The organism is Rhodococcus rhodochrous (assembly GCF_014854695.1).
Lineage (GTDB): Bacteria > Actinomycetota > Actinomycetes > Mycobacteriales > Mycobacteriaceae > Rhodococcus.
Window position 1 is genome coordinate 2,129,601 of record NZ_CP027557.1, and the last position, 12,323, is coordinate 2,141,923.

Sequence of the window (12,323 nt, forward strand, 5' to 3'; positions counted from 1 at the left end):
TGCTTTACATTCAAAAGCAGATATGGCAAGACGAAAACTAACCGGCGAATTTGGTGACTCTGGCGTACAAATCCTTAACGGTGTGATTAGCACGGACGAATATGTTCCGGAACTCCGTGGGCGCCAGCTCATGCGCACGATCGAAGAGATGCGCCGCGGTGATGCGACGATTCAAGCCGGCCTGAAGGCGGTCAAGTACCCAATCGTCGCTGCTGAGTGGTACGCCGATCCCGGTGGAGACGAGAAGGACGACCAAGTAGCCGCCGAGCTCATCGAGCACAACTTCCGAGAGATCCTCAACTGGGAGCACACGCTTCAAGAGATCCTGACCATGCTCGACTTCGGGTTCAGTGTCTTCGAGATCGTGCTCGATACGCGAGTAGTGGATGGTGTGGAGCGCATCGTCGTGACCAAGCTGGCCTACCGCAAGCAGACGACGATCGAAGCGTGGCAGACCGAGGACAAGAAGCCCGGCATCACGCAGCGCCGAAGCGACGGCAGCGCCGTGTCGATCCCGCTCGAGAAGCTCATGGTCTTTACGCATCAGCAGGAGGGCGACAACTGGGAAGGCATCAGCATCCTCCGCAGCAGCTACCAGGACTGGTACTTCAAGAAGACCCTCACGAAGATCGAAGCCATCGGGCATGAACGCCAGGCGTTGGGCGTCGTGAAGATCAAGTACCCGAAGGGCGCGAGCAAGGAACTGCGCAATCAAGCCGCACAGGCTGCCCAGAACGTCCGCGCCAACGAACGGGCCTACATCGAAGAGCCGGATGGTTGGGACATCGATTTCATGGACATGAAGGCCAACACCACCAAGGACCCACGTGAAGCCATCGCGTACCACGACCGCCAGATCCTGAAGAACATGAGCGTCCAGTACATCGACATTGGTTCGCAGGGCACGAGCGGTTCGTTCAGCGCCAGCACCGATCAACGCAAGCTGCTCGAGCTACAGGACCAAGCCATCGCCAAGCAGATCGCTGCGAAGATCAATGAGACCGTGGTCAAGCTGATCTGCGATCTCAACTTCAATCTCAGCACCTATCCGAAGTGGACGGTGGGCAAGATCGGGGACGAGAACATCGTCGAGCTGTCTGACGCCATTGCAAAGTTCACTACGGCCAAGCTGCTGACCCCGAACGACCAAGACGAAGAGCACGTGCGCAAGCTCCTGCGGTTCCCTGCGATGCCGCAAGGCGAAGAGGTAGACCGCACCGTGAAGGAGGAAGTGAAGGACAAGGACGTTGCCGACGACGTGGAAGACGAATCGGAGGAGGCAAAGAAGGTAGAGGCAAACCGCCGCCGAAATATTCAGGCTTCCGTGAGTGCACGGGACTTCCCAGACCTGTACGACGGTATCGACATTGATCCGAATGACCTGGGATGCATCATGCTCGACACAGAGACGCTCGACGTGCTCAAGCACATCCCTGAAGATCTACACAGTGACCTCGTAGAGGCAACCACCCGACACGATCACACCATGGGTGCGGTTGCGGAGACCGAAGCGCATGTCACTCTGCTCTACGGACTCCTTGAAAACGGCAATGTCTGGAAGGACAAGGTGGACACTGTCCTCAAGGATTGGAAGATCGACACGGTTAAGATCGCCGAAGTCGGGTTCTTTGACACCTCGGACAGTTACGCCGTGATCGCACATATCGAGACGACACCGGAACTCATCGACGGTCACGAGCGCTTGACGCTGCTCCCTCACATCCAAACATTCAGTGAATACAAGCCGCACCTCACTCTCGCGTACGTCTCGAAGGATGCAGACGTGGACAAGTGGGTGGATGTTTTGGGTAAGGCGTACAACGGTAAGACCGTGAAAGCGAAGAGCATCAACTACGGCGACCTGCCTGACGGCGACGATAAGAAGAAGGTCGAAGCTGCCGCAGTTCTGGCCCACGCCCGGGACATGAAGAAGCTACTAACCGAGAACTTGTATGGCACTGCCGGATACGACGCGTCCCACGCTGCTTGAGGCACGCCGTGAGGTGTCCATAAGCATCCGAGCGAGTGAAGAGTGGCAACCGAGCTACAAGAAGCACCCGGCGACGTTTAAAGCGCTGCTGCTTCATGAAGCCCAGCTGGAAGAGTCAGTAGCCGAGTATCTGGCCGGCCTTGCCGATCGCGCACCGAACTACATCGACTGGTCCCTGATCCCCGAACCTCTACAGGTCACCGCGGCGTCGAGCCCACTGGCGAACAAGGACGACGCTGTGTGGGAGGGCGAAGCGCTCGACCTGACGAAGGCCGTCATCGAAGCCATCACCCTGCTCGTTGCGACCGGAGGGCAGTACGGGGAACTCGAGTACGGCATCGATCTGGGCATCACGTCCCTCAGCGAGACTGTGCTCGTCGCGGCCCGCGAACAGACCGCCGCGCTGGTAAGCCAGGTGACGGAGACGAACCGCAAGCTCATCCGTGAAGCAATCAAGCAGAGCATCGCCCGTGGGGAAGATGCGGACGGCACGATCGCGCGGATCAGGAAGGTCATCAACAACCCCGTGCGGGCAGAGATGATTGCGCAGACGGAGAGCGTGAATGCGTATGGACGGGGGCTGTATGACTTCGCCAATACCACGGGTGCGAAGACTAAGACGTGGGAGGCGCTGGCGGGCGCCTGCAAGATCTGTGCACCTATTGATGGACAAACCGTCCCGATAGACAAGCCTTTTGTACTGGGGAATGGCAAAGAGGTCATGCACCCGGGATGCCATCCACGAGGAAGATGTGGTGCTTATTACAACTACTAGAGCGGAGGATCGACTCGGTACCAGATGACCATTCCGCCGTCGAAGGTATGATGCCGGTGGTGTGGTCCGGTACTGGCCATCTCGATTAGTACCGTAGTCCTTTCTCCCACCTGATTATCACCCACAGTCCAGGTCAAAGTGACTTCGTTACCAATAGCTTGGTCGGTCGGTGATAACCCATCGATTGGTGGATTTGTGTTCAGGTTCCAAATGAGAGCTCGTCCGTCTGGGTCTGTGCCAGCGCACCGGAACGTAACTTGCTCGCCCGGGCGGAGAGGTATCTCAACATATTGGTTCGTCGTAAGCTGGTGGCCAAAGGAATCGATGATCGAGTCAATTACAGGGTAGAATTCCATGTTGCCCTCTTTGCGGCTTCTATAGATAGCGATGAGATTTCGTAGCTCTCCCGTAATTCCGTGAACGAGGGCTTCCTCGAAGGGGAGGAGGGACCGGCTGTGCATCGCAGGATTACGAAATCCCTCCAGCCTGTCCATGTAGACGTCGAAGTACTTCTTCTTGCCGAGTGCGTCGCTGAACTCATTCCACCGGTTGTTGACTATGTTTCGAAGCTGATAGAACTCGGTGAAGGCGAGTAGGTCGTCCGGTACCGCCACTCCACGTCTCTTGGCTAGTTCGGCGGCTCGCTTCTCTTCTAATTTGGCGATGTCGATCGAGGATACCGATTGCCAACTATCTCCGATCACCTCGCGCACGAGGGACCGTAAGACGACCTCGACAGTGTTGATGGCTTCCGTGGGCTCCACGTTCGGTGATGCTACCTGAAGTGTAGTGGGGCGGGCTCGGCACGCTTTGAGTGCCTACTTGGGCAGAGAATTAGGCGTCATGTCCAACTTCCGTATTGACATTTGCTCGCCGCCCTCAGATATTCAAGGACATATGAAGGGCTTTGTAACTAAAACGAGTATTAAGGCAGATAGCCAGGGGAACGTCCCCACGACCATCAACCTGCTGAAGGCCGGCTCCTGGAATACAGTATGGCACGGTGATTTTGAACTAACCGGTACGGACCTCGAAGAGATGGTCGCCAACTTCGACGAGGGAGTGGGCCTTGTCGAAGAAGACAACAAGCAAGCCCCCGTCAACTACGGCCACGCTATGGGCGACAAAGCCGCGGGCTGGATGAAACGACTTTATACCCAGGCCGTCAATGGCACGATCGGACTCTTCGCTGATGTGGAGTGGACTCCCGCAGCCGAGCAGGCCATCAAAGACGGTGAGTGGAAATATTTAAGTCCGGAGTTCAATCCTCGCGGCTTCCCATGGGAAGACCCCGAGCAGGAGTTCGCCTTCGTCGACAACGTCCTTACCGGTGCGGCCCTGACCAACATTCCACTATTCAAGAAGCTGAAGCCAATCACGGCGTCCCGAATCCCCACTAAGCGGGTGAAGGCGGACGCCCAAGGCGGCGGTGATAAGCAAGATAAAGGAGACAGCATGAAGCTAGAAGACATTCGAGCGAAACAAGTTGCAGACCTCACGGAAGAGGAAAAGACCTTCCTGAGCGAGCACAAAGCAGAACTGACAGACGAAGAGCGCAAGACGTTCGGTCTGGAAGAAGGCACTACCGAGACCACGGAGACAACCGAAGCTACGGAAACCACCGAGCAGACTGAGGACACGACAGACACAACTCAGACGAACGTGCAGGCCAGCGCCATCACCGGCATTACTGACGAAGAGATCGCACAGCTCCGCGCCGACGCACAGGCAGGCCGCGAAGCGAAGGCTGAGCTCGAGCGCAAGAAGGCTGAAGAGTTCGTACAGGCTCGTATCAGCGCTGGTCAGATCAAGAGCGGCGAGAAGGACAACACCGTGAAGGTGCTCTTGGCATCGAAGGGCGAGCAGCGCACAGCGCTTGAAACGCTCCTAGCCGGCCTTCCAAAGAACGAACAGCTCGGCAAGGAAGTGGGCGACGTAGGACAGCAGGTATCGGTCGAAGCATCAACAGAGCTCGATAAGCGCGTTCGCAAGATCATGGCCGACGCCCGCGCAGCTGGCAACACGATTGCCTACTCGGCGGCGCGCAAGCAGGTGCTCGACGCCGACGCGACCCTGAAACAACAACTCGAAGAGGAGGAACAGTAAATGGCAGCAGTACAACCAGGCGAGCGCTACAGCGCTCCAGCAGCCGCAGATCTATCAACTAAGCGCTATCACCTCGTGAAGCTGGATGCCAACGGCGAAGTCGTACTTGCTACGTCAGCAACCGACAACATCCTTGGCGTGCTCGACAACAGCCCGCGTCTCGGCCAGACCGCCGACGTCGTACTGGCGAACGGCGTGGGTTCATTCAAGGTGAAGCTCGGCGCGAACGCGTCAGCAGGTGCCTTCCTGACCGCGAACGGCGACGGCGAAGCGATCGGCACAACTACGACGGGCAACCGCGTAATCGGCCGACTGGTGCGTGCCGGGGTCGAGAACGAGATCGCTGAGTACATCAAACACAACGAGAAATACTAAGAAAGTAGAGACAACTGAATATGGCAAACCAACCAATCTACATCGATCCAGCGCTGACAAACGTCGCCAACGCGTGGGTCAACTCGCAAGAGAGCTTCATCGCGGACAAGCTGTTTCCTGTTGTACCGGTGAGCAAACCAACCTTCAAGGTGCCTGAGTACGGCAAAGAGAACCTGGAGCTGATCGAGAACACGACCCGTACCGGTCTTTCGAAAGCCAAGAGTGTCAGCTACACCCGTAAGTACAAAGACGGCAAGCCACTGGCTGAACACGCGCTATCAGGCGAAGTCACCAAAGACGACTACGAGCTAAGCGACGATCCGTTCACGCCAGAAAGCGACACGACCGAGTTCATCCTCGAACGCATGGCACTTGTCGACGAGAAGAACCTTGCGGACTACGTTACCGACCTCAGCAACGTCCCTGGGGCGGCACTCACGGGAGCAAGCCGCTGGAGCAACCCAAGTGCTGACCCACTCAACGACATTCGCGTGTCACTGGCGCACTTCCCGTTCCGTAAGCCAAACACCATCTCTCTCAGCCAAGACAGCTTCTTGCAGCTCGTGAGCCACCCTTCGGTGCTCGACAAGTTCAAGTGGGCAGTCGGCGGCGCGGTCGGTCTTGACCAGCTCAAGCAATTGCTCGGTGGCTTCGGCATCACGAACGTGTTGATCGGCCAGGCACGAGCGAACCTTGCTGCGGAAGGACTTACCGAAGACATCAACGAGATCTGGGGTAGCGATGTGCTGTTGGCATACGTCACTCCGAAGCCAAGCCGTAAAGAGATCAACGGTGGCTACAAGTTCACCCTTGAGAACGGCCGCAAGGTACGCAAGACCCAGATCTTCGATCCTGAGTACACCAAGATCGTGGTTGAGGACTACTACAACTACGAACTGCTGCTCCCTGAAGCCTTCTACACCTTTAAGAACGCATTCGCGGACTACGAGTAGGAGGTCATCAGATGGCACGACTAGAAGTTGGATTCAAGGGCGCAAAGCTGGTGGGAGTCGAAGTCGACTCCGCCAGCGTCCAGGTAGAAGCAGACAGCACTAATGGCGTCGAGGCCGGCACGCTGCAGGAGACTATCGAAGCACTTGCAGCCCGCGTTCAGGCACTGGAAGACGCAGCAGCGTAGGAGGTGATATGGCAGAACCAAAGCGAGAGAAAGTAACCCTGGGAAGCGCCGTTAAGCACGACGGCACCTGGTACCAGCCAGGTGACACGTTCGAAGGTGACGCGAAGATCGTCGAAGAACTCCGCCGCGCAGGCGCAGTCCGTGTTCTGGACGAGGCACCTGCTACCAACGACGAGGCGGAAGCCGCTCAGGAGCAGGCCAAAGAGATCGTCGCCAAGGCCCAGGCGCAGGCAGAAAAGATCGTGAGCGATGCGGAAGCCGCTGCGCAGAAGATCGTCGAAGCTGCGGAGAAACGATTCGTCGAAGCTGCCAAGGAAGCGGAGCCTAAGGCACCAGCCCAGGACGAACCGAAGGCAGATGATGCGGAGAAGACCCCGTCACAGCCTGCACAACAGACGGCTCAGGCGAAGACGACTACCAAGTCGAAGTAGAACCTGGAACGTCACAGACGAAGCGAGAGCGCCCTACGGGGCGTTCTTTTCGCTAGCCCCAGGGCGTCGTGGTGAATCCGGCGGCGCGCAGGTCCCGTTTGGTCTCCTCAATGAACTGGTCCCGCTGCTTCTCAAGTAGCCCGAGGAATGTTTGGGAATCGACATTGGCGTCCTCCTCCACGTACGGTTCTTCGCCGTAGTGAGTGCGGTATCCGTTCATGAAGATGCCTAGCTGTTCACTCGCCGTCTTGAGTGCAACAAGCTTTGCCCATGGTTCAGTCATTGTTCTGTTGACCGCAGAGACAGATTGAAACAGCTGGGTCGCGTATCCGACGATCGGCTTCGGAGCGTTGAACTTGACCTTGTTGTACACAGTGCCGAGCTTCGTCAGATTCTCAGTCTGCTCGGTGGCGAACGCAATCTTGGCTTCGACATTGGGGTCAGCTTGTCCGCTAACCGTGAGTGCAGTGTCGCGGACCATGTTGAAAGTCCCGTCTACGTCGATTGCACCGGTAAGAATCTCGGTCGTAAGCGTATAGAACTCAGTGCAGGCTTCATACGCTCGCTTTTCGCGCTGAACCTTTTCGTCGTGCTCGCGTGCGGCCTTCGCCTGCTTCTCTTCGAAATCGCGTCGGTCCTGGTTGGTTTTGTCTTCCTGCTTGGCCTTACGTCTATCGCTGGCCTTCAGTGCCTTTGCTGTGATGAGTGGTCCGGCAGTGCCGGCAACAATCGTGCCGACCCCTGTGCCCCACCAAAAACTTGACTCCGTGAGGAAGTCCGAAAGAGCGCTCATAGCGGACGAAAGTAGCACTGGCCTCTGACAAAGACTGCTGACTCTACCGCGCCTCGAACACATGTGCGATATTGAACCTAGATGCAACCGACTACCGACTTCCATCAGGCCGAACTGAACGCCGCTCAAGCGATGAGATCGTGGGGTTTCCTTGACGCCGTGGCCACAACGGGCGGGTCGGACGGGGGAGTAGATGTTCGCGCCCATGATGCACTGGCGCAGGTGAAGTGGCGGACTAACGCGACCGGACGGCCTGAGGTGCAGCAATTGGTCGGAGCCCGAGGGAGCGGCCGGCAAAAGCTGTTCTTCTTCTCGAAGTCCGGCTACACCCGCCAGGCAGTGGCCTACGCCGACACGATGAGTGTTGCGCTGTTCGTGATCGACGCTGTTGGGGGAGTGACCCCCGTGAACGGCCATGCCCGACCCTACGGAGCGAAGTGGTGGGCGCTGCCGTTCGTGGGGATCACCCGTGACGACTGGGTAGTGCTTGGGCTGTTCACGCTGGCGCTGGTAGGTGCGGCAGTGTTCTGGCTGCTGTACCTGGGATGACGGAGCCGCGCTCCAGCACTTCACCGGGGCGCGGCCTGCCTGACTAGCGGACGTTGAGACTGTCCAACGCGCGGGCGAGGCCCGGAAGGTTGTAGGACTTGGCTTTCAGCGTCTTATAGATGTGGTCATCTGCGGTGAGCGATCCGTTATTGGACTTGCTCTTCAGGTAGTCGAAGTCTCTCTGGTACTGCGCGGGCACATCACTCAAGGCGGTACTCCTTGCTCGTCGGAGATCGAACGAGTAGTGGACCACAGATACGCAGTGACTGTCTGCCCTTCGGGCGGATGAACTTCTGTTCCAAAACCCCAGGCTCTGTGCTTAATTGGGTGCAGATATGTTTGACACCCACGTGAATCTACTTTCTGGAACCGTTCACACCGCACCTTCGCCTGCGACCTCTGGCGAAACGCTCATCCTGATGCCGGGAGATGACGCCCGCTTCGAGCCGAACATGCCCGTGACGCTGTGCCCGCCCGAAGTGTCACCACGCTTCGATAACTCGGAGATCGCCTACATAACGGCGGTTGAGGGGCGACAGCTGACCCTCCTGCGCGCGCAGGAAGGGTCGCTCGCCATGCCGGTGGACGCGGGGTGGCAGGTGATCGCAGGGCTGACGGCGAAGAGCCTGACCGATATCGAGACTGTGCTTGAAGGCAAGGCCGACCGCAGCGAGATCCCGGCACCCGTGGACATCAGCGGGAAGGCGGACAAGTCCTACGTGGACAGCCAGGACGGGCTCCTTGCGACTGCCATCGAAGGCAAGGTGGATAAACAGGCCGGCAAGAGCCTGAGCTCTAACGACTACACCAACGATGAGAAGGACAAGCTCTCCGGAATCGCTGCAGGAGCGACGCAGAACGTGCCAGACGCGGCGTTACGCGACCGTGCGACTCATACCGGCTCGCAACCAATTTCAAGCGTCACAGGGCTTCAGGGCGCGTTGGACGGTAAGGCAGCATCGAGTCATACCCACACGGCCGCCAACATCTCGAACTTTGATTCTGCCGTGAGTGCGAATGCAGACGTCGCGGCCAGCACGAGCGCCCGGCACACCCACAGCAATAAGACGGTCCTGGACAACACGACGGCGAGCTTCACGACGGGGGATAAGAGCAAACTCGACGGCATTGCTTCGGGTGCGACGGCCAACGACACTGATGCGAACCTCAAGAGCCGGTCCAACCACACCGGTACGCAGGCCATATCGACCGTATCGGGACTGCAGACCGCACTCGATGGCAAGGCGGCCTCAGGCCATACGCACACCATCGCCAATGTCTCAGGGCTTCAAACTGCCCTCGACGCCAAGGTGGCAAGCACCCTGCTCGGAGCGAACAACGGCGTCGCCACCCTCGATGCAGGGGGCAAGGTGAACCAATCGCAGCTTCCGAGCATCACGATTACTGAGGTCTTCACGGTTGCTACCGAAGCGGCGATGGTCGCCCTGGTAGCCGATGAAGGTGACGTGGCGATACGCACCGATCTGAACAAGAGCTTCATCCATAATGGCGGCACCGCAGGCACCGCGGCTGATTGGTCAGAACTCCTCACCCCAACTGCTGGGGTTTCAAGCGTGAACGGGCAGACGGGCGCGGTCACGGTGAGCGCCGTCCCTGGTGGGGGATCTGAAGGACAGGTCCTCAAGGTAGTCAGCGGCGTACCGGCATGGGGCGCGGATAACAACACCACCTACACCGCACCGTCTCAGGCCGAAGCAGAAGCCGGCACCGCGACCACTTCCCGCACCTTCACGGCGCAGCGGGTAAATCAAGCGATCCAAGCACTGGCTCCAGTGAAGTCAGTCGCAGGTAAGACGGGCGCAGTCACCCTGGCAAAAGCCGACGTGGGACTTGGCAGCGTGGACAACACTGCGGATGCGGATAAGCCGATCAGCACGGCCACCCAGACGGCCCTGGACGGAAAAGCGAGCGCTACCCACACGCATACCGCAGCGCAGGTGACGGACTTCGAAACCGCAGTGAGTGCGAACACCAACGTCACCGCCAACACCGCAGCGCGACATTCACATAGCAATAAGACCGTGCTCGATGCGACAACGGCTTCGTTCCTAAGCGCGGACCGCACCAAGTTAGATGGCATCGCCACAGGGGCAACAGCGAACAGCGCGGATGCGACACTGCTCAATCGAGCGAATCACACGGGGACGCAGGCGATCTCCACGGTAACTGGTTTACAAACAGCGCTCGATGGCAAAGCGGCATCGAGTCACACCCATTCCATAGCCAACGTCACCAACCTGCAGACGGCTCTTGACGGCAAGGTGAATGGCACGGTGCGTATAACTGTCGGAACCACGGCACCCACGTCGCCAAGTGTGAACGACCTTTGGGTGGATACGAACTAGTATGTCCATATCTTTCGTAGGCGTAGCAACCGGTGATAATACGACGGCAATCCCAGTGCATAGGACGGGTGATCTAATCCTTACCTTGGCGATGAACACTGGATCTAGCAGCAATTATCCGATATCTTCAGCGGGATATACTGAGGTTGCTTGGAATACTCTGAGCAGCCCATCCCCGGGAGTGCAAGCAGTGCTGGCGCATAAGGTGGCGGGTAGTGACAATGAATCAAATTCATGGCAGCATGCAACCTTCTTCTTGATCGCTGTATACCGTAATGCTCGGTATGGCGGTATGAATATGGGTAATAACTCATCTTCAGCCACCATGAGCTGGGCACCTGTACGACTGGACGTCACTGATGGAACATCTTGGGGTGTTCGTATCGGTGCCCACCGAACAGCTACCGACCTTTTAAGCAGTGCCCTGACCGGATATGCGGTCCGGTCGGATCTCAATCATACTGCAATGCTCAGCGACTCTGCAGGGGGCATCACGAACGGTGGCTTCACTCAAAACACATCCGTCAACGCAACTGGAGCAAATAGGACTTATAATATCGGGCTTATCTATACACCTGGCGAGCAGGTCGAGACATCAGGCCAGATAAAAGTATTCGACGGCTCCGAGTTTGCTCCCAAACCCGTCAAAGTCTGGAACGGCACCGAGTGGGTCACCAAGCCCGTCAAGCGCTGGGATGGTTCCAACTGGGTAGAGACGAACTACTAGCTGTTCATCTTTTCCTTGTATGAGTAGCGTAGGGACTGTCCGTCCTCGCGTGCATGACGCTGGGATCATATCTGTCTGGTAATCGGCGGCAGGCGGACGACATGTCTCAAAACCGACATGCGCGACAGAGTGTAGGCGTACGCTTAATCTGCTTCGTTGGCTCCAGGCGGGAGGCAAGTCATGGCGGTAGAACGAATGACTATTGATGCGCTGGATGTAGAGGCAATCGTAGAGGCCCGTCGGCAGGGATGGACAAAATGCGGCCCGGTCATTGTAGACAACGAAGGCGTCCTGCGGATGACGTTTGTGAGAGGGGATTTGGATTGGGAAGGGGTGGGGGTGGTATTGGAGGAGTACCTCAATCCACCCAGCTCTGCGGCGCGGAGTCCTCTATCTTCTCCCGTGCTCAATCTTCTTGCGCCAGGTCCGGCGACAGAGTCAATAGGAAAACTCGCAGGCGCATTCGATCGTAAAGGCGAGATCTCGCCTGAGGACGCAAAACAGCGTAGCGATTATCTTGCGAACGTAGTAAAACTTAGCGGTCTACTTGTTAAGCAGGCAGAAAAGTGGCCGATAGTTGCATGGCTTGGTGTTGGCGCCGTGTTAGTGCTATCCGCTGCGTCAGCAGGTCTAATTTGGCTGTTGCTTGCTAAGTTGAATTCCAACAACTTTAATGGCAGCCATCTCGCATTGATAATATTCGCGCTGGCTCTGTTTGTGTCTGCTCCAGGTGTTCTATTGATCCTTGGTCGCCCATTGGCGGGAATTGACAGCTGGAACCCGGGCGGAATCTTGGCTAGCGATAAGCCTGCAGAAAAGAAGGATGAAAAAGAGCCGGAGAAGAAGGAGGGTCAGCAAACTGAAGATCCTCCTGAAGATCCTCCTGAAGATCCTCCCGCCAGTTGACACCCCTCCCACTTCGCCCCATATTGAAGCCATATGTTCGGCTCCACATCCTTTGCCTCCGCCCCTCTCGCCAGTTCATCGCTGGGGATCGTGCGTGAGTTGGGCGTGATCGCTACCCGCGCCACCCTCTTGACCCTCGGCCCCAAACAAACGATATTGAGGGCAGT

General features: G+C 57.5%; 14 protein-coding genes. 11 read left to right on the top strand and 3 right to left on the bottom strand.

All coding sequences use genetic code 11. The features are described from left to right. Positions 1-82: 82 nt before the first annotated feature. Complete coding sequence (locus C6Y44_RS09965) at positions 83-1,990, top strand: phage portal protein family protein (RefSeq protein ID WP_192378800.1); 1,908 nt, start codon at positions 83-85, stop codon at positions 1,988-1,990. Beyond that, complete coding sequence (locus C6Y44_RS09970) at positions 1,953-2,765, top strand: phage minor head protein (RefSeq protein ID WP_192378801.1); 813 nt, start codon at positions 1,953-1,955, stop codon at positions 2,763-2,765. The genes C6Y44_RS09965 and C6Y44_RS09970 overlap by 38 nt, the downstream gene beginning before the upstream one ends. On the opposite strand, the gene C6Y44_RS09975 is transcribed toward C6Y44_RS09970, so the two are convergent. After that, positions 2,762-3,529, bottom strand: coding sequence for a hypothetical protein (locus C6Y44_RS09975; RefSeq protein ID WP_192378802.1), 768 nt, complete (start codon positions 3,527-3,529; stop codon positions 2,762-2,764). The genes C6Y44_RS09970 and C6Y44_RS09975 overlap by 4 nt on opposite strands. A gap of 79 nt (positions 3,530-3,608) precedes the next feature. Between C6Y44_RS09975 and C6Y44_RS09980 the strand changes: the two genes are divergently transcribed. Genes C6Y44_RS09980 through C6Y44_RS10000 form a run of 5 tightly spaced genes read left to right on the top strand, consistent with a single transcriptional unit; the run spans position 3,609 to position 6,815 of the window. After that, positions 3,609-4,871, top strand: a complete 1,263-nt coding sequence (locus tag C6Y44_RS09980) for a phage protease (RefSeq protein ID WP_192378803.1) — start codon at positions 3,609-3,611, stop codon at positions 4,869-4,871. After that, a complete protein-coding gene (locus tag C6Y44_RS09985; protein WP_192378804.1) occupies positions 4,872-5,246 on the top strand; it encodes a DUF2190 family protein in 375 nt (124 codons plus the stop codon). It begins immediately after the preceding gene. A gap of 20 nt (positions 5,247-5,266) precedes the next feature. Beyond that, positions 5,267-6,199 (top strand): hypothetical protein, encoded by a 933-nt coding sequence (locus C6Y44_RS09990; protein WP_192378805.1) that lies wholly within the window; start codon positions 5,267-5,269, stop codon positions 6,197-6,199. Positions 6,200-6,210: 11 nt separating this feature from the next. Beyond that, positions 6,211-6,384, top strand: a complete 174-nt coding sequence (locus C6Y44_RS09995) for a hypothetical protein (protein ID WP_160329000.1) — start codon at positions 6,211-6,213, stop codon at positions 6,382-6,384. Between the two features lie 8 nt (positions 6,385-6,392). Next, the gene (locus C6Y44_RS10000; RefSeq protein ID WP_192378806.1) at positions 6,393-6,815 is read left to right on the top strand and encodes a DUF7210 family protein; all 423 of its coding nucleotides are present in this window, start codon (positions 6,393-6,395) and stop codon (positions 6,813-6,815) included. 52 nt (positions 6,816-6,867) lie between these two features. On the opposite strand, the gene C6Y44_RS10005 is transcribed toward C6Y44_RS10000, so the two are convergent. Next, entirely contained in the window at positions 6,868-7,608 is a 741-nt protein-coding gene (locus C6Y44_RS10005) for a hypothetical protein (protein ID WP_192378807.1), read from the bottom strand. An 81-nt stretch (positions 7,609-7,689) separates the two neighbouring features. On the opposite strand from C6Y44_RS10005, the gene C6Y44_RS10010 reads away from it, so the two are divergent. Then, on the top strand, positions 7,690-8,157 hold the full coding sequence (locus C6Y44_RS10010; protein ID WP_192378808.1) for a restriction endonuclease: 468 nt from the start codon (positions 7,690-7,692) through the stop codon (positions 8,155-8,157). Between the two features lie 43 nt (positions 8,158-8,200). Here the strand turns inward: C6Y44_RS10010 and C6Y44_RS10015 are convergent, their stop codons facing one another. Further along, the gene (locus tag C6Y44_RS10015; RefSeq protein WP_156666216.1) at positions 8,201-8,365 is read right to left on the bottom strand and encodes a hypothetical protein; all 165 of its coding nucleotides are present in this window, start codon (positions 8,363-8,365) and stop codon (positions 8,201-8,203) included. A 127-nt stretch (positions 8,366-8,492) separates the two neighbouring features. Here C6Y44_RS10015 and C6Y44_RS10020 point away from each other — a divergent pair, with 127 nt between their 5' ends. From C6Y44_RS10020 to C6Y44_RS10030, 3 genes are all read left to right on the top strand, one after another. Continuing rightward, on the top strand, positions 8,493-10,523 hold the full coding sequence (locus tag C6Y44_RS10020; protein WP_192378809.1) for a phage tail fiber repeat family protein: 2,031 nt from the start codon (positions 8,493-8,495) through the stop codon (positions 10,521-10,523). Between the two features lie 190 nt (positions 10,524-10,713). Then, entirely contained in the window at positions 10,714-11,250 is a 537-nt protein-coding gene (locus C6Y44_RS10025; RefSeq protein ID WP_192378810.1) for a hypothetical protein, read from the top strand. Between the two features lie 180 nt (positions 11,251-11,430). After that, a complete protein-coding gene (locus C6Y44_RS10030; RefSeq protein WP_192378811.1) occupies positions 11,431-12,156 on the top strand; it encodes a hypothetical protein in 726 nt (241 codons plus the stop codon). Positions 12,157-12,323 lie beyond the last annotated feature (167 nt).